This is a genomic window from Streptomonospora sediminis, assembly GCF_054778995.1.
In genome coordinates, this window is the sequence record NZ_BAAGYZ010000031.1 from 50,567 (window position 1) to 74,440 (window position 23,874).

Here is a 23,874-nt window from a genome sequence, read left to right on the forward strand (position 1 = left end):
TGGGCGGATGAGCGAGCATTTGGGTCCTTATGTCAATTACGCAGGGTCATGTCCGCCTGGTGATCAGCGACGCAGCAGGCGGCTGCGCACCATGTCCAAGAAGGTTGTGACTTCTGCCACACCGAGGCGCTTGGCCACGAGAACGAAGAGGACGGCTCCCACCGAGCCGCCTGCGGCCATGCCCAGCAGAGACGGGATGACCGTCCCTGGTAGGACACCGAAGGCCAGCACCATCGCAAGGCCGAACACCGCGCTGGGGATGGCGGCCGCGTACAGCAGCAGCAATGTGCGCAGGATCCGCCGGCCGTCCAGCCCGTTCATCCTGGCGCGCAAGCCGCGCCAGGCGAGGGCGGATCCGACCACGTAGTACAGGCCGTAGGCGGTCGGCAGGAGCACCACCACGAGCTGCGGCGGCGCGGTGAACAGCAGGGCGATGGCGAGTGCGGCGTGCGCGGCCTCGGCCGGCAGCGCGATCAGCGACGGGGTCTTGGTGTCGCCCAGCGCGTAGTACACCCGCATCAGCAGCTGGAACAGCGTGAACGGGATCAGCATTACCGCGAACACCATCAGGATCCGCCCGATGGCCGCGGCATCCTCGGTCGAGGTGCTGCCGTTGGCGTAGATCAGCACGCAGAAGGGGATCGCGAAGACCACCATCGCGGCCGACAGCGGCACGATCAGCACGGCCGACAACCGCAGCCCGCGGGAGAAGTCCGAGCGCACCAGGTCCTTGCGCCCGTCGGCGACGTGTGCGCTCATCCGCGGCAGCAGCGCCGTGATCACCGAGACCGCGATGATGGCGTAGGGCAGCTGGAAGAGCATGGAAGCGTACTGGTACGCGGTGATACCCGCTCCCGCGGCGGATCCGCCCGCTTGGGACGCGTACACCCCGGCGCGGGTCGCCACGTTGGTCGTCACCAGCAGGCCCGCCTGGGCCACACCGACGTAGAGCATCATCCACGCGGCCGTGCGCACAGCCTCGCCCAGGCCCGAACCGCGCAGGTCCAGCCGCGGCCGCCAGCGGAACCCGGCGGCGAACAGCGCCCACACCAGCACCAGCGCCTGCAGCACCTGGCCGAGCGTGGTCCCCAGTCCCAGCAGGGTCAGCTGGCCGGCGGAAACCGACTCCGGGGTCGTGCCGGTCCCGGTGATCAACAGGAACATCACCCCGACGGAGATGATCACCAGGTTGTTCAGAACCGGCGCCCACATCGGGGCGCCGAATTTGTTGCGGCTGTTCAGCATGGCGCTGGCGATACCGCTGGCACCGATGAAGAAGATCTGGCCCAGCAGGAACCGCGCGAGCAGCGTGGCCGCCTCGTGCTGGGGACCGGTGAACTCGCCGGCGTAGAGGTGGATCAGCAGCTCCGCCGCCGCGATGGCGGCCAGCGTGATCACACCCAGCACCAGCAGGATGACCGTGAACAGCCGCTGTTCGGTGGCTGTTCCGCCGTCGGCGTCGCGCTTTTTGCGCTTGACCAGGAACGGTACGAAGACGCTGGCGAGCAGACCCCCGATCAACAGGTCGTAGACGGCGAACGGGACCATGTTCGCCGTCTGGTAGGCGTCGCCCAACAGCTGGGTGCCCAGCGCCGCGGCGAGCACGATCGTGCGGATGAACCCTGTGGCGCGCGAAACGACCGTGCCCGCCGCCATGATCGCGCTGGAGCGCGCCAGGCTGTCCGGAGCGGTGTGCGCGGCCCCGCCGATCTCGTTGCCCTCTTCGCCGGGGCGGTCGGCCGTGCCCAGGTCGCCGTAGTCGGAGGGATCGTGGGCGGTGTGCAGACCGGGCTCGGGTTCGGTGTCCGGCTCGGTGTGCTCGACCGCGTCGAGCACCTCCTCCGGCAACACGAGGCGGCGCCTGCGTACCGCGGCGGCGGAACCTGCGGGCCCGCCGGCGTGCCGTTCGCCGGGCTGGTCGTCGGCCACCGGTTGGGTCATCTTGCTGGTGCTTCCTCGTAAGGCGGCGGGGGCCGCAAGCGGGGGGCAGAGGCGGGGCGGCCGCGGTGGCAGGGGGCCGCTGAGCGCAGTGCTACCTGCTACCTCCGCAGGCGTGTGCGTACGAGCTGCATCGCATCCGACAACTCCGGCACCAGCGGTTTCGCGCAGAGCACGAACAGCAGCGCTCCCGCCAGGCAGCCGACGAGCGGAGCGCCGATGTTGGTCGCGAGGCCCGCGCCGAACCAGGTGCTGAAGAGCCACAGGACACCCCCGCCAACGGCGGCGCTGGGGACTGCGGCCGCGTGCAGCCGCAACAATGTTGCACCGATGCGCCGCCCGTCAAGCCCGCCGAGGCGGCGGCTGAGGATGAAACCGGCGATGGTCAGCCCCGAAACGAACGAGAGCATGAACCCGGCGGCCACCCCCACGACGACGAGGTTGGGCGGCAGCAGCATGAAGGCGAGGAAAGCCAGTACACCGTGCACCGTGACGTTGGAAATGCTGATCAGCGCCGGCGTGCGGGTGTCGCTCATCGCGTAGAAGACCCGCAGCATCAGCTGGAAGACGGTGAACGGGACCAGGCCCAGCGCCATGGCACACAGCACCGCGCCGATGGTGGCCGCGTCGCCCGCCGACGTGTTGCCGCGCGCGAAGACCAGGGTCGCCACCGGCACCGCGTAGATCGCCAGCGCCAGGCCCAGCGGCACCAGCACCAGTGCCGAGATCCGCAGCGTGCGGGAGAACCCGGCGCGGACCTCGTCCCAGCGCTGTTCGGCGGCGTGGGCGCTCATCCGCGGCAGCAGCACGGTGATCAGCGAGACCGCGATGACGGCGTAGGGCAACTGGAACAGCGTGTAGGCGAAGTTGTAGGCGGTCAGCCCGGCGCCTACCTCGTAGCCGCCCCGGACGCTGGCGGCGCCGGCGCGGTTGACCACGTTGGCGGTGATCAGCAGGCCCAACTGGGTCATCAGCGTGTAGACGAACATCCACCCGGCGCTGCGCATCGCCTCGCCCAGGCCCGAACCGCGCAGGTCCAGCCGGGGGCGCCAGCGGAAGCCCGTACGCCACAGCGCCGCGATCAGCACCGCGGTCTGCACGGCCATGCCGGCCGAGGTGCCGGCGCCCAGCAGGACCAGTTCGCCCTGCGTGACGCTGTCGACGGTGCGCCCGGCTCCGGCGACCCACAGGAAAAGCCCGCCCACGGTGATGATGACCAGGTTGTTCAGCACCGGGGCCCACACCGGCGCGCCGAACCGGTTGCGGGTGTTGAGCATGCCGCTGATCAGCCCGCTCAGCCCCACGAAGAAGATCTGGGCCAGCAGGAAGCGCGCCAGGTACACCGACACTTCGGCCTGGCGCGGCGCGGAGTCGCCCAGGTAGAGGCCGATGAGCGGTTCGGCGGCGAGGATCGCGGCGGTGGTCACCGCCAACAGCACCAGCACGGCGGAGGTGAACAGCCGGTCCTCGGTCCGCACACCGCCGTCGGCGTCGCTCATGCGCCGCTTCACCAGCAGCGGAACCAGGACGCTGGCGATGAGCCCGCCGATCAGCAGGTCGTTGATGATGAACGGGATGGTCTGGGCGGTCTGGTAGGCGTCGCCCAGCAGTTGGGTGCCCAGCGCCGCCGCGATGACGACCGCTTTTACGAAGCCGGTGACACGCGAGACCATGGTGCCCGCGGCCATGATGGCGCTGGAGCGCATCATGCCTCCGGAACCGCCCTTTTCGGCGCCCTCGGCATCGTCGGCGGGCTCGGCCCCGTCGCCCCCGTCGGCCGGTTCGCCGCTTTCAGGTGCGGCGTTGTCCGGGCCGCCATCGGTCCGCGCCAGCCCGGGCTCATCGTGCGCCGTGCCCGCTGGGCCGGCGCTGCGGCCGCTGGAGGGGTCGTCGCTGCCGCTGGTGGTCTCGGTGGCCACAGACGGCTCCCTTCGGATACGTGACTTTGGCGAGGCGGAAGTGGGCCGGGCGGGCCGACCGGGCGGGTTAGCGCCCGGCGCCGGAGCCGTCGGAGGGGTCCTCGCCCTCTTCCGGCGGCGCGGAGGCGGAACCGTCGGCCGACGGGGAACTCGTGGATTCCCCCTCATTGTGCTGCATCCCGGCCGCCGAGTCGCCATCTGCGCCCGGTGTCTCAGCGGAGTCTCCAGCGGGCTCCTGCGTGCCCCCGCCGTCCTCAGCGGGCTCCGCGCCGGCCGCGGCCGCGGACTCGCCGCCCGACCGGTTGCGGGCCCACTTGCGCAGTGCGCGCGGAGCCAGCGCCACGACGAGCACGAGGGCGCCGAGACCGCTGATGACCAGCGCCTGGGAGCCCATACCGGTGGCGTTCACCGACAGGTACTGCACCTCGGAGATCGGTTCTCCGCTGAGGTTGTGCAGGTTCATCTGGATCATGGTGCGGCCGTTGACGCGCGCCGACAACGGCACGTAGACGGTCGTCTTGGCGCCCGGCCCGATCTCGATGGTGTCCTTGTAGTTGCCGATCGACAGGCGCTCGGGGTTGCCCGAGAGCAGCGATAGGTTCACCCGGACCGTGTGGTTCTTCAGGTCGTTGGCGATCAGGACCCCGATGGTGCCGGTCGCACTGGCCAGTGTCACCGGCTCGGTGGGGCTGATGCGGACCTTGTTCATGTGCCGCTCGACGGCCTGGTCGACCAGTGCGCGGGCCGGCCGCGCCGATTCGTTCTTGCGCCGCCAGGCGGCCGACTCCAGCCGCAGGATGGCCGGGCGGAACGGGTCGCCGCCGTCGACGAGGATGCTGTTGAACAGCCGGACCCGGCCGCGCACGTCCTCGATCTTGTCCAGGTAGGACCCGTCCAGTTCGGAGCGGGTGCCGCTCTTGGGGTACGTGAGGCTTTCGCGGTCCTCGCTCTGGGCGCCGTCCTCGGGCCGGGCATCGGACAGCTCCACCGGCTCCAGCCAGGGCAAGGAGTCGCTCGCTTCCAGCACGCCCTGGGCGAAGTCCGCGTCGGGATCCCAGTCGGAGGAGGGGTAGGCGAGCAGGGTGCGCCCGAACCCGGGGTCCTCGCCCGCGATCATCGCGGTCTCGGCGGCGAAGCGCTGCTGGGCCAGCGTTGACTCGCCGGGCGCTGCGGTGTCCTGGCGCAGCACCTTGGCCAACCCGCTGTCGGCCACCAGCGCCGTGCCGTGCTCGCCCTTGCCCAACGGCAGCGGGGCCTCGGCGGTGGGGGTGTAATCGACCCCGGGCTGCGCGGGCATTGCCCGGTCGCGCAGCACGAACGTGCTTGCGCCGTGGCGCTGGAAGAACTCGCGGGTGTCGGTGTTCATCAGCCCGCCCTCGGGCAGGGCGACAGTCTCGTCGACCGAGCGCCCCAGCACCTGTTCGGTGGTTTCGCGGCCCACCGAGACCGCGGCGTCGGCGTCGTCGCCCAGGTCGTGGCGCAGTAGCGCGGCGATGTCGGCGGAGGCGTAGGGCGTGGTCACCAGCGGGTCCTCGGCGAGTGCCGCCCGGGCCTGGTCGAGCCAGATCCGCGCGTTGGGGCTCGCCCCTGCGGAGGCGGTGGCGATCCCGGAGTCGTCGGCCGTGCCGCCGTTACCGCTGCCGCTGCCGGCCGCCGGTTCGTCGACCACCTTGTAGGGGGAGGTGAGGCGTTGGATGTCGGCGAGCAGCCCCGGGTCGACGGCCCAGGTGACGGGTACGCCGGAATCCTCGGCCGTGGCGGAACCGGAGTCCTGCGCCGAGCCGGAGCCCTGGTCGCCTTGCTGGTCGCCGGCGCCGCCCGCTGATGCGTCCGCGGACGCCGACGGCGACGTGGAGGGCGGGGTTTCCGGCGGGGACGGCGACACCTCCTCGGCCGGGGCCTCGGGGGCCTCCGGATCCAGGGACACTTCGTCGTCTTGGGCCCCGATGGTCAGCAGCCGGCCGAGGCGCCCGTCGGGGCCGAGGCTCTCCGGCAGCGTTTCGTCCAGGAAGGTGTTGTCGTAGGCGCGGTGCGGCCGGTCCATCAGCGGCCACACCCAGGCGATGTCGACCGGGGGCGGGTTGGCGGAGCCGCCCCGGAAGGGCAGGAACGTGCGCTGCTTGCCCAGGTTGCCGCCGGAGCCGTCGAGCGCCTCGACGGTCAGCGGGTAGACGCCCCAGGAGGACATGGCGAGGTCCGACGCGTCGGCTTGCAGGGTGTACTCGGTGGAGGCGCCGGGCTTGAGCGGGCCGTCGAGTTCGACCTCGGCGGCTTCGGTCTCGGGGCGGATGCCGTCGCCGGAGGCGAAATCGTCGAGTTCGGAGCGCGCGCTGAACGGGGACGACGAGTAGCGGAATCGCACACTGATGCCACCGAGCTCGCTGTCGGTGGTGTTGGTGACCCGGCCGCTGATGCGGATGTCGCTGTTCTCGCCGATGGATTTCGGCGTGATCTCCTCGACGATCAGCGGAGCGCTGTCGGCGCCGTCGTCGCCGGGTTCGGCGACGACCGGGGCCAGGGCAGGGTTGAACGCGGCCATAGCCGGGATGATGGCGGCGGTCGTGGCTACGACCGCCCCGATGTGTACGATTCGACGCACGCCAGAAGGTCTTCCGTGTCAGGTTGACAATGGCCCGCGGGGGATTGAGCACGAATATTGGACGCCGCGGTCTCGCGAGTCGCGCGGATACCCGCCCGGAGCAAGCAGGAATCGCGGCGGACTGGTGAGCACGATACCGCTTCACCGGGCGCGCTCCGTTGCATTACGGGCATGGCGGAATGGAACGCGCGGGGCGTCCCAGACCGCGCCCGCCGACCCGGGGCCGGGCCCGGCCTTGTGCACAGGGCGCCCGCCGATTTCGCAACACCCGGTGCCGCCACCTACTCTCTGGTGGTGTGCCGAACACAGCGCTTCCAGGCGAATCCCCTCGCGAACCCGCGAACAGGGCTGCGCCGACCGCACCCGGTGACCTCACCGGCGAACAGCGGTCGGCCATAGCCGAACTCTTCAGCTCCATCGACTCCGTCGCCCAGGAGCTCGGAGAACGGTTTTCCGCCGGCGGGCACGAACTCGCGCTGGTGGGCGGGCCCGTCCGCGACGCCCTGCTCGGCCGCCCAGTGAACGATTTCGACCTCACCACCGATGCCGTACCGCAGACCATCCTCTCGCTGGTCGAGGACTGGGCCGATGCCGTGTGGACCGTGGGCATCGACTTCGGCACGGTGGGGCTGCGCAAGGGCGGCCTGCAGCTTGAGATCACCACCTACCGCAGCGATGTCTACCAGCCCAAGTCCCGCAAGCCCGAGGTCCACTACGGCACCTCCCTCTACGACGACCTCCTGCGGCGCGACTTCACGGTCAACGCCATGGCGGTCCGGCTGCCCGGGCGCGAGTTCGTCGACCCGTTCGGCGGGCTGGCCGACCTCAAGTCGGGCCGGCTGCGCACACCGGGAAAGCCCGAGAACTCCTTCAACGACGACCCGCTGCGCATCATGCGCGCGGTGCGGTTCGCCGCCCAACTGGGCCTCACCCCGGCACCCGAGGTCCGCGAGGCCGCCGTGCACATGGCCGACCGGCTGGCCATCGTTTCGGTCGAGCGCATCCGCGACGAGCTCACCAAGCTCTTGCTCAGTGCCGCGCCCCGTACCGGGGTCGAGCTCATGGTCGACCTCGGCCTTGCCGCCCATGTGCTTCCCGAGCTACCGCGCATGCGGCTGGAGATCGACGAACACCACCGCCACAAGGACGTCTACGACCACTCGCTGACAGTGCTCGACCAGGCCATCGACCTTGAGCGCGAACGCGGCATGCAGCCCGACCTCGTCCTGCGGCTGGCGGCGCTGCTGCACGACATCGGCAAGCCCAAGACCCGCGCCTTTGAATCCGGCGGCCGGGTCACGTTCCACCACCACGAGGTCGTGGGCGCGTCGATGGCCAAGAGCCGCCTCAGTGCGCTGCGCTTTTCCAAGGACGTCGTGAGCGATGTCGGCAAGCTGGTGGCGCTGCACCTGCGCTTCCACGGTTACGGCAAGGGCGAGTGGACCGACTCCGCAGTGCGCCGCTATGCGCGCGACGCCGGCGACCAGCTGCAGCGCCTGCACGTGCTCACCCGGGCCGACTGCACCACGCGCAACCGCCGCAAGGCCGCCGCACTCGCCCGGGCCTACGACGACATCGAGCACCGCATCGAGCGCCTCGCTGAGGAAGAGGAACTCGACAAGGTCCGCCCGGACCTCAACGGCAACGAGATCCAGCAGATCCTCGACATCGGCCCCGGCCCGATGATCGGCAAGGCCTGGCGGTTCCTGCTGGAACTGCGCCTGGAGAACGGCCCGATGGACAAGGAGGCCGCTGCCGCCGAACTCCGCGCCTGGGCCCAGCGCCACCTCCAGGACACCGGCGACTCCGACACTGCGCAGTAGCGCCGCGGGCTCCAGTAGGCGGCTGGCGGCCGCGGCGGTGCGCCGGAAGGCCACCCCGTCCAGCGCGGCGCGCGGGCGGGCACCGTCCAGTACGCGGCCGTGCGCGCGGCCGTCGCAGGCTGTGGCCGACCGCGTGTTCCACGTGAAACAACCGCGGCCGACCCGCGACATGCGGTCGGCCGCGGTGGAAGCACAGGCGGGGCCATCGGTGCCTACGGGTGTGTAAGCGTGCCGGTCGAGATGTTCTCGCCGCTACTGAGCATGCTGCTGACCTCGACGGCGAGATCGCCGTCGCCGGTGGGTGTCAGCGTGACATCGCCGTTGTCGGCGCAGTCGGGATCGTCGGCCACCGTGTAGGAAAACGTCAGCGACGACTCCGAGGCCTGGGCGTTCTGGATCTCCCAGGTGCAGCGGCTGTCCTCGCTGCCCATGAGCCCGTACTCCTCGGCCGAGATGGTGTTGCCCTCGATGTCGACCGTGAGCGACCAGGTGCTCGTGTAGTTGCCGGCGGAGTCGTGCTGGTCCAGGTCACCGTCCCAGGTGCCCTGGTACTGCGCCTGGACACCGCCTGTGTCGGCCCCCTGTTCGCCGGACGCCCCCGCCGAGCCGCCCGAACCGCTCCACAGCCACAGGCCCACACCGGCCACCACGACCAGGATGGCCAGGAAGACGCATGCGATGACCAGGACCAGCCCGACATTGCCCCCGCCTCCCGGAGGGCGTCCGCCCGGTGCCGGGGGATAGGGGCTGTTGGTCGCGCCCGGGTGGCCTGAGGGCTGCCCGGGCGGCGGGCCGTAACCGCCGGGACCGGCAGGCGGCTGCCAACCGGGGGGCGGGGGACCGCCGGGGCCCGGCGCCGGGGGCTGCCACGGTCCCTGCGGCCCCGGAGGCGGGGGCCGACCGGGGTCCTGGGGGTAGCTCATCGAGGCTCCTTGCCCTGCCCGGGCGATCTGCCCGGATCGGCTGTGGTGGGAGGGCCATTATGGCCGGATTCCCGCCTGCGCCGGTGGCGGCGGCCGAACCCGGCCGCCGCCCGCGGTGGGAAGGCGCACCGGGGCCGCGCCCGCCCTGCAGCCGGTCCTCCGCTCCGTTGGGACCGGCTGCAGGGGCTGCCCGGTGGCCGGGATCGCCTAGCGGTCGACCTCGCCCGCGATGAACTGCTCGACCAGGGTGTGGCCGTCGCTGTCGCTGTGCTGCTCGGGCGGGGACTTCATGAAGTAGGAGGACGCCGACAGGATGGGGCCGCCGATGCCGCGGTCCTTGGCGATCTTCGCGGCGCGGAGCGCATCGATGATGATGCCGGCGGAGTTGGGGGAGTCCCACACCTCCAGCTTGTACTCCAGGTTCAGCGGCACGTCGCCGAAGGCGCGCGCCTCAAGGCGGATGTAGGCCCACTTGCGGTCGTCCAGCCACGGCACGTGGTCGGACGGGCCGATGTGCACCGAGCCCGCCTTGAGCTCGTGCGGGATCTGCGAGGTGACCGACCGGGTCTTGGAGACCTTTTTGGACTCCAGCCGCTCGCGCTCCAGCATGTTCATGAAGTCCATGTTGCCGCCGAAGTTGAGCTGGTAGGTGCGGTCGACCACCACCCCGCGGTCCTCGAACAGCTTGGACAGCACCCGGTGCGTTATGGTCGCGCCGATCTGGGATTTGATGTCGTCGCCCACGATCGGCACGCCGGCCTGGGTGAACTTGTCGGCCCATTCGGGGTCGGAGGCGATGAAGACGGGCAGCGCGTTGACGAACGCGACCCCGGCATCGATCGCGCATTGGGCGTAGAAGTGGTCTGCCTCCTCCGAGCCCACCGGGAGATAGGAGACCAGCACGTCGGCGCGGGACGCCTTGAGCGCGGCGACCACGTCGACGGCGTCATCGGTGGACTCCTCGATGGTCTCGCGGTAGTACAGGCCCAGCCCGTCGTAGGTGGGGCCGCGCTGCACAGTGACCCCGGTCGGCGGCACGTCGCAGATCTTGATCGTGTTGTTCTCGCTCGCGGCTATGGCGTCGGCAAGGTCGTGGCCGACCTTCTTCGCGTCGACGTCGAACGCGGCGACGAACTCGATATCGCGCACGTGGTAGGAGCCGAACTGCACATGCATGAGGCCGGGGACCCGGGTCTCGGGGTCGGCGTCTGCGTAATAGTGGACGCCCTGGACGAGCGACGCCGCGCAGTTTCCGACACCGACGACGGCTACACGTACCGAACCCATTGGTCCTTGCTCCTTTTTCGTTGCTGACTGGGATTGTTGCGGCGCGCATGCGCGCCGGCCTGTCGGCGGCCGAACCGCCCCGGCTAGCGCCGGTTGTCGGTGTGCGGCGGACCGCCCCTGTTGCGCGGGACGGTTCCGCTGATGGCCGGATCGGGGTCCGGCGGCCCCTCGAAGCACTGCCGTTCCTGCCGGATGAGGGCATCGAGCCAGTCGACCTCGCTTTCGATCGCCGCTGCCCGATGCCGGTCCAATTCAACGGTGTAGGGGTCGTGGAGCTGTGCGCCAAGGCGCTCGCGCAGGGTGGACAACCGTTCCAGCAGCCGTGCGCGCCGGCCGTCGAGGATGCGTAGCCGTACCTCGGAGCGGGTGTGGCCGAACAGGGTGAAGTGCACCCCGAAGCATTCGTCGTCGGTGGCCGCCGGCGTGCTTTCGGCGAGGAGATCGCGCAGCCGATCGCGGCCGTGTTCGGTGAGCCGGTACACGATCCGCGAGCGGCGCCCCCGGACGCCGGTATCGCCGGCGGTGGAGGCGGCCACGAGGTCGTGGCGCAGCATCGCCTTCAGGCACGGGTAGAGGGACCCGTAGGAGAAGGCGTGGAATGCGCCGAGTTCGGAGTGCAGGCGTTTGCGCAGCTCGTAGCCGTGCATGGGCGCCTTGGCGAGGTGCCCGAGGACGGCGAGTTCAAGCACCCGCGTCCGCACCGTACCCATGCCCGCACCTTCCCTTCCGTTGCACCTATGGGAGTCAGCCGCGCCGGAGCCGGATCTGTTCCCGCTTGCACATCGCGATCCGGCGGCAGACGGGTGCGCGGCACGGCTGCTGCGGCGCCCGAATGCGCCCCTATCTGGGACGATGGGGCGTCCGTGCGTGGTTTATCTACTTATAAATATATCGCTCCGATATAACGCAACCCTATGTCGGCTATCTAACACGGCCCCGCGGCCGTTCCGCTGCGGTGCGTCCGAGAGTGGAGCGGGGCGACCTGCGTGTTCGTATCCGCTGCTGCGCACCCACGGCAAACCACCCGCGGGCGGGGCGGCAACCGTACTCTGTCCCTTGTGCACACGGTGTAGTCGCGCTCCGCCGCGCGGGTCCTGCAGGCCGGTACTCTCACGCCCGGGTTGTGCTATGCGGCGGGCTCGCTCTACCGTGACGGGTGCTTTACCCGTGGGTGCCCGATGCGCCTGTGGTCCGCCCCCGTATTTCGGACCCCGGATATCGGCAGGCGCGTTGAGTGCGGCCATCCGGCCTGCCACCCGGCCGCCCCCGCGGGATTCTTGCCTAGAGGTCGCCGACAGGAGGAAGCAGAGGACGACGTATCCGGAGTTGGGCGAAAACCAACCGTGGCAGTCGGGCGTCCCATATTTCGGGCGCTTGAACCTCCGAAACCGACTGATGCGGTTCGATCCAACGGCCGGATTCCCCTCAGCGCGGGGCCATCCCCCTCACTTACCCGAGTCGTAAGGCCGATCGGCCGCTGAACAGCAATCGAGGACGCGTGAGTACCGAAAGACGACGGAATGCCGGCGGGCGCCGCCGGGCCGGTGGCCCGGCCGACGACGCACGCGGCGACGGCGGCAGGCGCCGGGCCGGTGGCCCGGCGGGGGACGAACGCGCCGCCGGCCGGCGCAGGCCGGGCAACGACAGCGCCGCAGGTGCCGCGGCAGGGGGCGGCCGGGGCCGCCAGGGCGACGACGGCGGCTTCTGGGACGACGACCGCCCCCGGCGGTCCCGCTCCGAAAGCGCGGGCGACGGCCGCCGGTCGCGCTCCGAGCCCGGTCGCGGCAGCGGCAAGGGCGGGGGAAGGCGCGCTGCCGGCAACGGAGCGCGCTCGGAATCCGGGCCCGGGCGCCGGTCGGCACACGGCAGCGGCGGCGGGCGCCGCAGGTCCGCCAAGAACGGCGACGGCGACGAGTACGACGACCGCGGTCCGGTCAAGCGGTTCTTCGCCAAGGCGTGGAAACCCGCCCTGATCGCCTGCGGCGTCATGTTCGTGGCCGGTGTGGCGGTGCTGGGTTTCGTCTATGCCACCACCCCCGACCCGCGCACGATGGACCAGCAGGACAGCGCGATGCTCGCCGCCACGAGCATCAGCTACGGCAACGGCAAGGAAGCAGTGACCACCGGCGAGGTCAACCGCGTGATGGTCCAGCGCGAGGACATTCCGCAGACCGTGGTCAACGGTGTCCTCGCCGCCGAACAGCGCAAGTTCTACGAGGAGCCGGGCATCTCGATCTCCGGCACCATGCGCGCGGTGCTGACCGCGGGCTCGGCGGGCGGCGGTTCGACCATCACCCAGCAGATGGCGCGCAACTACTTCGACACCCTCTCCCAGGAGCGCACCTACTCCCGGAAGCTGCGCGAGATCATGATCTCGATCAAGGCGGGGCAGGTCATGCACCCCGACGAGATCCTGGAGAAGTACCTCAACACCATTTACTTCGGCCGCCAGGCCTACGGTGTGCAGGCGGCCGCGCAGGCCTACTTCGGCAAGGATGTCCAAGACCTCAACGCCGCCGAGGGCGTTTTCATCGGCAGCATCATCCAGCAACCCGGCAACTTCGAGAACATGGAAGAAGGCGGGAAGTGGGAGAAGTACCTTAAGCACCGCTGGGACTACACGCGCGATGGCCTGGTCGAGATGCATCAGGACGACCCCAAGTTGGGCATGCCCAAGGCCGAAGCCGAGAAACTGGAGTACCCCGAGCCGGTCAAGTACGACCCGGGCCAGGACATCCAGGGCCAAGAGGGCTACATCATGACCGCCGTCATCGATGAGCTGGCCAACCGCTACGGGCTGGAACCCGGCCAGGTGTCCACCGGCGGGTACACGGTTGAGACCTCCCTCAACCCGAAGATGATGAAGTCCGCAGGCAAGGCCTTCTCCGAGACACTGCCCAACATGCCCGACGAGACCGTCCAGCACCTCGCGGCGGTCGAGCCGCAGACGGGCGAAATCAAGGCGTTCTACGGCGGCACCGACTTCACCTCGGATCCGAACAACTCGATCAGCCTCGACGCCCAGGCGGGTTCGGCGTTCAAGCCCTATGTGCTCGCGGCCGGCCTGGAACAGGGCATCGGGTTGAAGAGCACCTTCAACGGCGACTCCCCGCAGGAGTTCCCCGGCGTCGCCGAGCCGATCCAGAACGACAGCAACGTCGACTACGGCGAGGTCGACCTGATCAAGTCGACCGCCGACTCGATCAACGTCAGCTTCGTGCAGCTGGCCATCGAGGCCACCCCGAAGGCGGTCGTCGACATCGCCGGCGCCGCCGGTGTCAGCAAGGACCAGTTCGAGACCGCGCAGATGGGCCCCAACATCGCGCTGGGTACCTACCGGGTTTCAGCGGTCGACCAGGCGGGCGGGTTCGCCACGTTCGCCAACGACGGCGTGCACATTCCCCAGCACATGGTCACCAAGGTGACCAACGCCGAGGGCAAGGTGCTCGAGCCCAAGGACGCCGAGCTGTTGGAGCAGGGCACGCGCGCCTTCAGCCACGAGACCGCGGTCGACGCCACCTACGCGATGACCCAGGTGGTCGATGGCGGCGGTGGCGAGGCGGCCGCGCTGCCCGACCGCCCGGTGGCCGGCAAGACCGGTACTTCCAACAGCGCCAAGTCGGCCTGGTTCGTCGGTTTCACCCCGCAGTTGGCGACCTCGGTGGGGCTGAGCCGCGACGACGGCAAGAAGCTGGTCATTCCCGGTGTCGACGCGATCTACGGTGGTACGACCTCCGCCAAGATCTGGAATGCGTTCATGACCGAGGCGATGGAGGGCAAGGAGGTCCAGCAGTTCGAGGACCCGGTTTACTCGGGCGATTCCAAGCGCTACGGACCCACGCCCACTCCGACGCCCACGCAGACCCAGGAGGAGGTGGAGGAAACTCCCACCACCTCGCCCACGCCGACGCATACGCCGTCGACCACGCCTTCCAACACTCCCGAGCCCGGCGGTGACGAGACCCCGGAGTGCCGGCCCGAGGACATGTTCTGCCCGGACGATCCGGAGTCGCCTGATTCGGAAACGCCGGAGTCCCCCGGCGACGGTGAAGGGCCCGAGAACCAGCCCGGGTTCCCGTTCAACTGATGGCGGACGCTGAAACGCGGGCCGGCGGCGATCGCGCCGCCGGCCCGCGGCATGTTCCCCGGCTGACCGGCTCATTGGGCCGGCTCGGTCCAACCGGCCGTACCGGCCTGTGGCTGGCGCTTCTCGGTATTGCGGGGGCGGTACTGGCCTACCTGGCCAAGTGGCCGTGCCGCTTCGGCGGCGCGTGGGTCGACGGCGGCCAGTACTCCTACGCCTGCTACAGCGACGTCTTCCCGTTGTACTTCCGCGACGGGCTCGGCGACGGCGCCGTCCCTTACCTGGACGTCCCTACCGAGTACCCGGTGCTGACCGGGGGGCTGATGCACGCCGTGGCGCGCGCGGTCTCGTGGCTGCCCGACGGCCTCGGCCGGGCCCTGGCCTACTTCGACGCCACCGCCGCCGTGCTGGGCTGCTGCCTGGTCGCCGCCGTGGTGGGCACCGGCCACATCGCGGGCCGCGGCGGCCTCGACCCCGGCGACCGGCCGTTCCGGCCCCGCGCAGCGCTGCTCGCCGGGGGCTTCGTTGCGCTCGCGCCGGCGGCGGTGCTGACCGGCCTGATCAACTGGGACCTGCTGGCCGTGGCCCTGCTGGTGGGCGGACTGGTCTGCTACTCCCACGGGCGGATGTGGGCGGCGGGCGCCCTGATCGGTCTGGCGACGGCCGCGAAGTTCTACCCGTTCCTGGTGTTCGGCCCGTTGTTCGTACTGGTGCTGCGCGAGCTGTGGCGGCGCGAGGGCGGGCTCTCCGCAGGCGGTTTCCTGCGCATGCTGGCGGCGGCGATGGCGGCCTGGGGTGCAGTGAACCTGCCGGTCTATCTGGTGGCGCCGCACAATTGGGCGACCTTCTTCACGTTCAGCCAGGAGCGCGGTACCGACTGGGGATCGCTCTACTACGCCCTGGGCGGCTACGGCGTGTTCGACTCCGCCGACCTGGACCTGGTCAACGCAACCGGCATGGGCACGCTGGTGGCCGCCTGCGCCGGAATCGCGGTGCTGGGGGTGCTGGCGCGCCGCAGGCCCCCGCTGGAGCAGTTGGCGTTCCTGGTGGTGGCGGCCTTCCTGATGACGAACAAGGTGTGGTCGCCGCAGTTCGTGCTGTGGCTGCTGCCGCTGGCGGCCCTGGCCTGGCCGCGCGCCGTGCGGCCGGCGATCGCGTTCGCCGTGTTCGCCCTGTGGCAGGCGGCCGAGGCCGGCTACTTCTTCGGGATCTGGCAGCACCTGCTGTTCGTTGCAGAGCAGGCCGATCCGGCAACGGCCCAAGCGCCGGCGGGCCTGCCGTTCGAGGGTTACGCGCCGCTGCTGCTCGGGCGGCTGGGGGCGGTCGCTGCGCTGTGTGCGCTCACGGTTGTGGATTGCCTGCGGAAGGGCGATTCAACGGCTTGACGCCTGGTAACCTTTGCTTTTGTCTGGCTCAATGCCCTCCTGCCATGGAGAGACCATGGCCGCAACAGTCCAGAGGAGGTACGAACGCCCATGCGTCGTTACGAAGTGATGGTCATCCTCGATCCCGGTCTCGACGAGCGCACGGTTTCCCCGTCGCTGGAGCAGTTCCTGGGGGTCGTCCGCAACGACGGCGGTTCGGTCGAGAAGGTCGACGTCTGGGGAAAGCGCCGTCTTTCCTACGACATCGCGAAGAACTCCGACGGCATCTACGCCGTGATCGACCTCACCGCCGAGCCCGCGACGGTCAAGGAGTTGGACCGCCAACTCAACCTGACCGAGGCCGTCCTGCGCACGAAGGTCCTGCGGCCCGCGGCGCACTAGCGGCTCCGTGGACCGCCGCGACCACCGGCGCCCACTCGCCCGGTGTTCGGCGTCCGCACGCCTGATCCGACTACCCAACCCGGAGCCAATCCATGGCAGGCGAAACTCAGATCACGCTCGTCGGCAACCTTGTCGACGACCCTGAACTGCGATTCACCCCCAGCGGTGCCGCGGTCGCCAACTTCCGCGTCGCCTCCACCCCGCGAATCTTCGACCGCCAGACCAGCGAGTGGCGCGACGGCGAGTCGATGTTCCTGAGCTGCTCAGTGTGGCGGCAGTACGCCGAGAACGTCGCCGAGAGCCTGCAGCGCGGCATGCGCGTCATCGTGCAGGGCCGGCTGAAGCAGCGGTCTTTCGAGACCAAGGAAGGCGAAAAGCGCACCGTCTTCGAGATCGACGTCGACGAGGTCGGCCCCGCACTGCGCAGCGCCACCGCCAAGGTGGCCAAGGTGCAGCGCCAGGGCGGCCAAGGCGGCGGTTTCGGCGGCGGTGGCGGCTACGGTGGCCAGGGCGGTCAAGGCCAAGGTGGCGGCTACGGCAACCAGGGGGGCGGTTTTGGTGGCCCCCAGGGCGGCCGTTCCGGCCCTCCCGCCGACGACCCGTGGGCCACCGGCGGCGGTGGCGGCGGCGGTTTCGGTGGCGGCGGCTTCTCCGACGAGCCCCCGTTCTAACCGCTCACCGTTTCCGGGTGCGTGGCGCGGCGGCCGTGTGTACGGCCCGCCGCCGCAACCACCCAACTCTGTCCGATTGACCATCCCCGGGAGATCCGGGGCTTCTTGCAAAGGAGCACCACGATGGCGAAGCCGGCAGCGCGCAAGCCCAAGAAGAAGGTTTGCCTGTTCTGTCAGGAAAAGCTGACCTACATCGACTACAAAGACACCACCCTGCTGCGCAAGTTCATCTCCGACCGCGGCAAGATCCGCGCCCGTCGGGTGACCGGCAACTGCACGCAGCACCAGCGTGATGTCGCTACGGCCATCAAGAGCGCCCGCGAGATGGCGCTGCTGCCCTACACCAGTACCGCTCGCTAACGGGGACTTTCGAGGGAGGTTTGTCGTGAAGCTGATCATGACCCAAGAGGTCACCGGCCTCGGCGCCCCGGGCGACGTCGTCGAGGTGAAGGACGGCTACGGCCGCAACTACCTGCTGCCGCGCGGTTTCGCCATCCGGTGGACCCGTGGCGGGCAGAAGCAGGTCGACTCCATCCGCCGCGCGCGTTCCGCCCGGGACATCCGCAGCCTGGATGACGCCCAGCAGGTCGCCGGCCGACTGAACGCGATGAGCGTCAAGCTCAACCAGCGCGCCGGCGACGGCGGTCGGCTGTTCGGTTCGGTCACGGCCGCAGACGTCGCCGAGGCCGTGAAGGCCGCCGGCGGCCCCGAGGTCGACAAGCGCCGGATCGAGATCCGCAACCCCATCAAGTCGGTGGGAGACCACAAGGTGCAGATCCGAGTGCACCCCGAGGTCTCGGCCACCATCGCTGTGCAGGTCGTCGGCGTCTGACCGACCCCGCGCCCTGCGCCGCCGACAAGGCCCCGGTCCCCGCACGGACCGGGGCCTTTCGCGTTTGCCTCTGGCCGAGGCTTGGGCCGCGGTGCCGCACGCGGGCGCCGGCGGCCGCGTGCGGGGGCGCAGGCGGTGAACCGGTTAACGATCCGACCGACACGCCGATGTTTCCGCGTAACTCTTTGGCCACAAAATGTGACTTATCTTTTCCGGTGAGCCCGAAACTCCTAAGGAAGGGTGAAGCCGGTATGTGCAGTTACGACGGGAGCACGGCTGATGCGGGTGTAGCGCGCAGGAGTGTCCTCTACGGGGCGGCCCTTGCCGCCGGTGGTGTGCTGCTCGGCGGCGCGATCGATTTGGCTACCGCGGATAGCGCTTTCGCTGCGGCACGCCCGCGGATCTTCAATCGCGGCGACTGGAACGCACGCAAACCGAAGCAGTACGCCAGAGTGCTCGGCGCTCCGCCGGACCGGATCGTCGTGCACCACACCGCCACCGGCAACAGCTCCAGCCGGTCGCGCAGCCATGCGTTCCAGCTGTCCCGGTCGATCCAGAACTACCACATGGACACCAACGGGTGGGATGACATCGGTCAACAACTCACGGTCAGCCGGGGCGGCTACATCATGGAGGGACGCAACCGGTCGCTGAAAGCGATCTCCAACGACAACCACGCCGTGGGAGCGCACACGGCCAACCACAACGCGCACAGCATCGGTATCGAGAGCGAGGGCAACTACATGTCGGCGACCCCGCCGGGGGAGCTGATGAGCGCACTCGCCGAGACCTGCGCCTGGCTGTGCCTGACCTACGGGCTCAACCCGGGATCGGCGATCGTCGGCCACCGCGACTACAACGCCACAAGCTGCCCGGGCGACAAGCTCTATGCGATGCTGCCCCAACTGCGCCGCGATGTCCGCGGCAGATTGAGCGACCTGAAGGCCCGGGTTGACCTGCGCGGCGACTCCGGCGTCCCCGAAGACCATCTGCCCACCTACCCGCAGGTTCCCGCCAACGAGCGCACCGCACCCTTCTTCCACGGTCCGGCAGTGGGCGCACAGGAACGGTGAGCCCTCCGCGGCCCGCGGTCACGGCCGCGCCGCGCCGGCGACCAGCCAGGCGCCGCCGCGCGCCCGCAGCCCCAGAGTCAGACCGCGGGCCGCGATCCACACCGCGAACACACACCACAGGGCGACGAGACCGGCGGTGCCTCCGGCGAGGCCGTAGCCCACTGCGGCGGCGCCGGGCAGGAACACCAGCATCGTCCAGAAGCTCGCCCAGGCAAGGTAGCGCTGGTCGCCTGCGCCCATCAGGATGCCGTCCAGCACCATCACCACTCCGCTGAGCGGCTGCATCAGCGCCACGACCACCAGGGTCGCCAGCAGCAGGCTGTGGACCTGCGGGTCGTCGGTGAACAGCAGAGGGGCCCACGGCCGCACTGCGAAGACCAGCACCGTGAACACCAGGCCGGCGAACACGCCCCATTCGACCATGCGGCGTGTGGCGGCGCGGGTGCCGGCGATGTCGGAGGCACCCAGGTAGCGGCCGATGATGGCCTGCCCGGCGATCGCGATGGCGTCCATCGCAAATACCAGCAGCGACCAGATCTGCGAGGCGACCTGGTGTGCCGCGATCTCGTGGTCGCCCATCCGGGCGGCGACCGCGGTGCACACCACGAGTACTACACGCAGCGACACCGTGCGCACGAAGAGCGCGAACCCGGCGCCGACGGCCGTACGCAGCCCTGCGGCGCTGGGGATAGTGGAGACCCCGCTGCGGCGGGCCGCCCGCAGCACCACGGCGATGTAGACGGCCGCACCCGCGCTCTGCGCGGCGACGGTGGCCCAGGCCGAGCCCGCGATCCCCCAGTCCAGCACCAGCACCAGCAGCGCCGCCAGGCCGATGTTGGCGAGGTTGGCGCCCACTGCCACCACCAGCGGGGTGGTAGCGTCCTGCAGGCCGCGCAGTACACCGGTGCCTGCCATGATGACCAGCAGGCCCGGGGTGCTGAGCAGGCTGATGCGCAGGTAAATGAGCGCGTGCGGGGCGACTTCGGGGGAGGCGCCCAACGCCTGCACCAGCCACGGCGCGGCGGGGAACCCGAGGGCGAGGATGGCGGTGCCGATGAGGAGCGCCAACCACAGCCCGTCGATACCGCTGCGCAGTCCCGCGGCGGTGTCTCCGGCGCCGAACCGGCGGGCCACTGCCGATGTGGTGCCGTAGGCCAGGAAGATGCACAGGTTGGCCAGGGTCATCAACACCTGGCCGGCGATCCCCAGGCCGCCCAGCGGCGCGGTGCCCAGCGTGCCGACGATGGCGGAGTCGCTCAGCAGGAACAGCGGCTCGGACACGAGCGCGAAGAACGTGGGGACGGCGAGCCGGAAGATCTCGCGGTCGTGGGCGTGTCGGAAGGGCGGCGCAGAGAGCAGGGTGGGCATAGCCTTGCCACGATAGCGGACAGGTGTTCGACGGGTTGGCGCGGGTCATCCCGCCTCTGGGGGAGGGGTTGTGGATAACTTGTGGAAAGCCAGCAGAGAAATTTCTTTCGCGCACAGCCGGTGCATAAAGTCTGTGCAGGTCAACCAGGATATGTGCACAGTCGGCAGAAGTTATCCACAGGTGCTGTGCACAAGCTATCCGCAGGTTCCCCCCAGTCGTCCACAGGATCTCCCCAGGGTTATCCACAGGCTGCTTTGCGCTGCAGGTCTCCGAGTCGCGAGAATCCAAGCTCGGGCATGCTCGACATGCCGTTCGTGAAGCAGGGGGGATCCACGTGAGCGTCGCCGAACATCCGCCGGATGGCACGGGCACGAACACCGGCACCGGCTTCGAGCGCACTCCGCCGCACGACATCATGGCCGAGCAGAGTGTGCTCGGCGGCATGCTGCTGTCCAAGGAGGCCATCACCCAGGTGGTTGAGATCGTGCGTTCCGCCGACTTCTACCGCCCGGCTCACCAGACCGTCTTCGACGCCGCCGTCGACCTTTTCTCCCGCGGCGAGCCGGTCGACGCGATCTCGGTCAATGCCGAACTCACCAAGCGCGGCGAGAACGCCCGGGTCGGGGGCGCCCCTTACCTGCACACGCTCACCGAATCAATCCCCACCGCCGCCAACGCCGGCTACTACGCGCGCATCGTCTCCGACCGCGCGGTGCTGCGCCGCCTGGTCGAGGCCGGCACCCGCATCGCCCAGATCGGCTACTCCGGCGACGGCGAAGTCGACGACCTCGTCGACCACGCCCAAGCCGAGATCTACCGCGTCGCCGAGAAACGCACCGGCGAGGACTACCTGCCGCTCAGCGACATCATGCCTGGGGCCCTGGACGAGATCGAGGCGATCTCCTCCCACGACGGTTCCATGACCGGCGTGCCCACCGGTTTCACCGACTTCGACCAGCTCTCCAACGGCCTGCATCCGGGCCAGATGGTGATCATCGCGGCGCGTCCCGCGGTGGGCAAGGCGCTCGCGCTCGATACCCCGCTGCCCGGGCCGCACGGATGGACCACCATGGGCGAGGTGGCGGTGGGCGACGAACTGCTGGCCGCTGACGGCAGCCCCACCCGGGTGGTCGCCGCCACCGGGGTGATGGAGCAGCGGCCCTGCTACGAACTCGTCTTCGCCGATGGCACCACGGTCGTCGCCGACGCCCAACACCAGTGGCCGACCGCGGTCCCGGCAGCCGGCGGCGGCTCCGTCCACAGCCTCTGGACGACCGGCGAGATCGCCGCTGTCCTGGAACACGCCCCGGAGCCCCGCAGCGGCCCGCCGCCCCGGATCTCGGTCGCGGCGCCCGGGTCGGGGCCGGCGGCACCCTCCCACGCACAGCACCGGGCGCAGGCCGCGGTCCCCGCCGCCTGCGCCGGGTACGCGCCGGGCGGTTCCGGGGCCGGGCGACCCGGACTCCGCCCTCCCCAGCCTGTGGACAATGCGGCCGCCACCCGCCCGATGGCGCACGAGCACCGCATCGTCGCCGCCCGGCGGGTGGCCAGCGTGCCGGTGCGCTGCGTGCAGGTCGACCACCCCGACCACCTGTACCTCGCCACCCGGGCGATGATCCCCACCCACAACTCCACCCTCGCGCTGGACTTCGCCCGGGCGGCTTCGATCAAGAACCAGCTCACCAGCGCCTTCTTCAGCTTGGAGATGGGCCGCAACGAGATCGTCATGCGGCTGCTGTCGGCCGAGGCACGGGTGCCGCTGCACACCATGCGGTCGGGCCTGATGACCGACGACGACTGGGCCCGCCTGGCCCGCCGCATGGGCGAGGTCGCCGGCGCGCCGCTGTTCATCGACGACTCGCCGAATCTGGCGATGATGGAGATCCGCGCGAAGTGCCGCCGCCTCAAGCAGCAGCACGACCTCAAGCTCGTCATCGTCGACTATCTGCAGCTAATGAGCTCCGCCGGGCGCGTCGAGAGCCGCCAGCAGGAGGTCTCGGAGATGTCCCGGTCCCTGAAACTGCTGGCCAAGGAGCTGGAGGTCCCGGTGATCGCACTCTCCCAGCTCAACCGCGGGCCCGAACAGCGGACCGACAAAAAACCCCAGGTCAGCGACCTCCGCGAGTCCGGCAGCATCGAGCAGGACGCCGACATGGTCATCCTGCTCTACCGCGAGGACGTGCACGAGAAGGAATCCCCCCGCGCCGGAGAGGCCGACCTGATCGTTGCCAAGCACCGCAACGGGCCAACCGCCACCGTCACCGTCGCCTTCCAGGGGCACTACAGTCGCTTTGTCGACATGGCGCCCGGGTGACATGGCGCCACGGCGACATGCCAACACGCCGGCACGGCGGCATACCTACATGCCGCGACCCCTATTGCGGACCGGCGGGCGATACGCCCTGCGGAGGGAGGAGCCGGCATGCGCCTTGCAGATGAGCCGCAGGCCGCGTGCGAGGTCAGGGTGGCGGCAGCGGCGGCCGGTGTGTGGGTGCTGGTCACCGACATCGCCGCGCCCGCCGTGCACAGTCCCGAACTGATGCGGGCCGAGTGGCTCGGCAGGGCGGTCGCACCCGCGCTGGGTGCGCGGTTCGCCGGCTACAACCGCAACCGGCGGCTCGGCGAGTGGCGGACCGTGTCGGAGGTGGTCGAACTCGTTCCTGAGCGAGCCTTCGGCTGGGCGGTCCTCGACCCGGACGGGCGGTTCGGGCCGCCCGCCGCCGACCCGCAGCGGCCCGCTGCGGTCTGGCGCTACACGGTGGAGCCCGACCCCGGCGGCGGCACCCTGCTGCGCCAAACCGTACGGCTGGGACCCGGCCGCTCGGGTCTCACCGCCGCGATCGACCGCATGCCCGATCTGGAGGAGCAGTTGGTGGTCGGCCGGCTCGACGAGCTGCGCAGCGGTATGCGGACCACCCTGCACGGCCTCAAGGCCCGCGCCGAAGGCCGCAGCGCACCGTAGGGCGCAGGCGCCGCCGGCCGGGTCGGACGGTCCACCGGGCGGTCCAACGAACGGGCGTTCTAATGGACCACGCGCAACCAGATGTTGCTCTCCTGGGGTGCCTCGGTGAGGCTGATGCGTTCCAGCGGCACGTTCGCGCCGCCGGGGTGGTCGAACAGCCGGACACCGTCGCCGAGCAGTACGGGCAGTACGAACACCAGCACCTCGTCCAGCGCGCCCGCTGCAAGGCACTGCCGGGCGACATCGGCGCCGATGATGTTCACGTACTTCTCGCCGGCGGCGCTGCCGGCGGCCGCGAGTCCGCTGTCGAGGTCGCCGACGAAGGAGACACCGGGCACCGGTTCGGCGGGCGGGTGGTGCGTGAGCACGAAGGTCGGTCCGGTCCACTGGCCGCCGAACGCGCCTTCGCGGTCGGTGCCGCGGTTGGGGTCGTCGCCGCGGAAGGTCCGGTTGCCGACCAGCAGGGCGCCGATCTGGTCGAGGAGCCCTTCAGTGGTCGGATTGGGTGCGTCCAGGTAGGGGGCGAGCCAGGACATGTCGCCGTTGACTCCGGCGATGAATCCGTCCAGCGACATGCTGGCCGAGTACAGCGTCGTTGCCATGGCTCCCCATCCCGTTGTGCAGCGCC

General features: G+C 70.0%; 18 protein-coding genes. 10 read left to right on the plus strand and 8 right to left on the minus strand.

Annotated elements, in window-relative coordinates; all coding sequences use genetic code 11:
- Positions 1-63: 63 nt before the first annotated feature.
- From murJ (ACYVD5_RS08805) to ACYVD5_RS08815, 3 genes are all read right to left on the minus strand, one after another.
- Positions 64-1,941: a murein biosynthesis integral membrane protein MurJ gene (gene murJ, locus ACYVD5_RS08805; protein ID WP_461000449.1), complete on the minus strand. Its 1,878-nt coding sequence runs from the start codon at positions 1,939-1,941 to the stop codon at positions 64-66.
- Positions 1,942-2,039: 98 nt separating this feature from the next.
- A complete protein-coding gene (murJ, locus tag ACYVD5_RS08810; protein ID WP_461000450.1) occupies positions 2,040-3,857 on the minus strand; it encodes a murein biosynthesis integral membrane protein MurJ in 1,818 nt (605 codons plus the stop codon).
- Positions 3,858-3,924: 67 nt separating this feature from the next.
- Positions 3,925-6,456 (minus strand): DUF6049 family protein, encoded by a 2,532-nt coding sequence (locus ACYVD5_RS08815; RefSeq protein ID WP_461000451.1) that lies wholly within the window; start codon positions 6,454-6,456, stop codon positions 3,925-3,927.
- 296 nt (positions 6,457-6,752) lie between these two features.
- Between ACYVD5_RS08815 and ACYVD5_RS08820 the strand changes: the two genes are divergently transcribed.
- A complete protein-coding gene (locus ACYVD5_RS08820) occupies positions 6,753-8,279 on the plus strand; it encodes a CCA tRNA nucleotidyltransferase (RefSeq protein ID WP_461000452.1) in 1,527 nt (508 codons plus the stop codon).
- A gap of 212 nt (positions 8,280-8,491) precedes the next feature.
- Here ACYVD5_RS08820 and ACYVD5_RS08825 read toward each other — a convergent pair whose 3' ends face one another.
- From ACYVD5_RS08825 to ACYVD5_RS08835, 3 genes are all read right to left on the minus strand, one after another.
- Positions 8,492-9,202, minus strand: a complete 711-nt coding sequence (locus ACYVD5_RS08825) for a hypothetical protein (protein WP_461000453.1) — start codon at positions 9,200-9,202, stop codon at positions 8,492-8,494.
- Positions 9,203-9,409: 207 nt separating this feature from the next.
- Entirely contained in the window at positions 9,410-10,489 is a 1,080-nt protein-coding gene (locus tag ACYVD5_RS08830; RefSeq protein ID WP_461000454.1) for an inositol-3-phosphate synthase, read from the minus strand.
- Between the two features lie 83 nt (positions 10,490-10,572).
- Positions 10,573-11,199 carry a PadR family transcriptional regulator gene (locus tag ACYVD5_RS08835; RefSeq protein ID WP_461000455.1) on the minus strand — a complete coding sequence of 209 codons (627 nt, stop codon included), beginning with the start codon at positions 11,197-11,199 and terminating at the stop codon, positions 10,573-10,575.
- 788 nt (positions 11,200-11,987) lie between these two features.
- Between ACYVD5_RS08835 and ACYVD5_RS08840 the strand changes: the two genes are divergently transcribed.
- The 7 genes from ACYVD5_RS08840 to ACYVD5_RS08870 all read left to right on the plus strand — a co-directional run bounded on the left by ACYVD5_RS08840 (position 11,988) and on the right by ACYVD5_RS08870 (position 18,915).
- Entirely contained in the window at positions 11,988-14,576 is a 2,589-nt protein-coding gene (locus ACYVD5_RS08840; RefSeq protein WP_461000456.1) for a transglycosylase domain-containing protein, read from the plus strand.
- Positions 14,576-15,958 carry a glycosyltransferase family 87 protein gene (locus ACYVD5_RS08845; protein WP_461000457.1) on the plus strand — a complete coding sequence of 461 codons (1,383 nt, stop codon included), beginning with the start codon at positions 14,576-14,578 and terminating at the stop codon, positions 15,956-15,958. Before ACYVD5_RS08840 ends, ACYVD5_RS08845 begins: the two co-directional genes overlap by 1 nt.
- Before the next feature lie 90 nt (positions 15,959-16,048).
- Positions 16,049-16,339, plus strand: a complete 291-nt coding sequence (gene rpsF / locus ACYVD5_RS08850; protein ID WP_461000458.1) for a 30S ribosomal protein S6 — start codon at positions 16,049-16,051, stop codon at positions 16,337-16,339.
- A 92-nt stretch (positions 16,340-16,431) separates the two neighbouring features.
- On the plus strand, positions 16,432-17,010 hold the full coding sequence (locus tag ACYVD5_RS08855) for a single-stranded DNA-binding protein (RefSeq protein ID WP_461000459.1): 579 nt from the start codon (positions 16,432-16,434) through the stop codon (positions 17,008-17,010).
- A gap of 123 nt (positions 17,011-17,133) precedes the next feature.
- A complete protein-coding gene (rpsR, locus tag ACYVD5_RS08860; protein ID WP_461000460.1) occupies positions 17,134-17,370 on the plus strand; it encodes a 30S ribosomal protein S18 in 237 nt (78 codons plus the stop codon).
- A gap of 25 nt (positions 17,371-17,395) precedes the next feature.
- Positions 17,396-17,842 (plus strand): 50S ribosomal protein L9, encoded by a 447-nt coding sequence (gene rplI / locus ACYVD5_RS08865; protein ID WP_461000461.1) that lies wholly within the window; start codon positions 17,396-17,398, stop codon positions 17,840-17,842.
- A gap of 251 nt (positions 17,843-18,093) precedes the next feature.
- Positions 18,094-18,915: a peptidoglycan recognition protein family protein gene (locus tag ACYVD5_RS08870; RefSeq protein WP_461000462.1), complete on the plus strand. Its 822-nt coding sequence runs from the start codon at positions 18,094-18,096 to the stop codon at positions 18,913-18,915.
- A gap of 18 nt (positions 18,916-18,933) precedes the next feature.
- On the opposite strand, the gene ACYVD5_RS08875 is transcribed toward ACYVD5_RS08870, so the two are convergent.
- Positions 18,934-20,283, minus strand: coding sequence for an MATE family efflux transporter (locus tag ACYVD5_RS08875; protein WP_461000463.1), 1,350 nt, complete (start codon positions 20,281-20,283; stop codon positions 18,934-18,936).
- 335 nt (positions 20,284-20,618) lie between these two features.
- Between ACYVD5_RS08875 and dnaB the strand changes: the two genes are divergently transcribed.
- Together dnaB and ACYVD5_RS08885 are read left to right on the plus strand one after the other, a co-directional pair.
- Positions 20,619-22,598 carry a replicative DNA helicase gene (gene dnaB / locus ACYVD5_RS08880; RefSeq protein ID WP_461000464.1) on the plus strand — a complete coding sequence of 660 codons (1,980 nt, stop codon included), beginning with the start codon at positions 20,619-20,621 and terminating at the stop codon, positions 22,596-22,598.
- A gap of 108 nt (positions 22,599-22,706) precedes the next feature.
- Positions 22,707-23,246 carry an SRPBCC family protein gene (locus ACYVD5_RS08885; RefSeq protein ID WP_461000465.1) on the plus strand — a complete coding sequence of 180 codons (540 nt, stop codon included), beginning with the start codon at positions 22,707-22,709 and terminating at the stop codon, positions 23,244-23,246.
- Between the two features lie 59 nt (positions 23,247-23,305).
- Here ACYVD5_RS08885 and ACYVD5_RS08890 read toward each other — a convergent pair whose 3' ends face one another.
- Complete coding sequence (locus ACYVD5_RS08890; protein ID WP_461000466.1) at positions 23,306-23,848, minus strand: dihydrofolate reductase family protein; 543 nt, start codon at positions 23,846-23,848, stop codon at positions 23,306-23,308.
- Between the last annotated feature and the right edge of the window lie 26 nt (positions 23,849-23,874).

Excerpts from the sequence above, each read along its gene's own strand:
- murJ (WP_461000449.1), bottom strand. The coding sequence starts at position 1,941 with ATGACCCAACCGGTGGCCGACGACCAGCCCGGCGAACGGCACGCCGGC.
- rpsR (WP_461000460.1), top strand. The coding sequence starts at position 17,134 with ATGGCGAAGCCGGCAGCGCGCAAGCCCAAGAAGAAGGTTTGCCTGTTC.
- ACYVD5_RS08835 (WP_461000455.1), bottom strand. The coding sequence starts at position 11,199 with ATGGGTACGGTGCGGACGCGGGTGCTTGAACTCGCCGTCCTCGGGCAC.
- ACYVD5_RS08830 (WP_461000454.1), bottom strand. The coding sequence starts at position 10,489 with ATGGGTTCGGTACGTGTAGCCGTCGTCGGTGTCGGAAACTGCGCGGCG.
- ACYVD5_RS08875 (WP_461000463.1), bottom strand. The coding sequence starts at position 20,283 with ATGCCCACCCTGCTCTCTGCGCCGCCCTTCCGACACGCCCACGACCGC.
- ACYVD5_RS08885 (WP_461000465.1), top strand. The coding sequence starts at position 22,707 with ATGCGCCTTGCAGATGAGCCGCAGGCCGCGTGCGAGGTCAGGGTGGCG.
- ACYVD5_RS08855 (WP_461000459.1), top strand. The coding sequence starts at position 16,432 with ATGGCAGGCGAAACTCAGATCACGCTCGTCGGCAACCTTGTCGACGAC.
- ACYVD5_RS08890 (WP_461000466.1), bottom strand. The coding sequence starts at position 23,848 with ATGGCAACGACGCTGTACTCGGCCAGCATGTCGCTGGACGGATTCATC.
- ACYVD5_RS08825 (WP_461000453.1), bottom strand. The coding sequence starts at position 9,202 with ATGAGCTACCCCCAGGACCCCGGTCGGCCCCCGCCTCCGGGGCCGCAG.
- ACYVD5_RS08845 (WP_461000457.1), top strand. The coding sequence starts at position 14,576 with ATGGCGGACGCTGAAACGCGGGCCGGCGGCGATCGCGCCGCCGGCCCG.
- ACYVD5_RS08870 (WP_461000462.1), top strand. The coding sequence starts at position 18,094 with ATGTGCAGTTACGACGGGAGCACGGCTGATGCGGGTGTAGCGCGCAGG.
- rpsF (WP_461000458.1), top strand. The coding sequence starts at position 16,049 with ATGCGTCGTTACGAAGTGATGGTCATCCTCGATCCCGGTCTCGACGAG.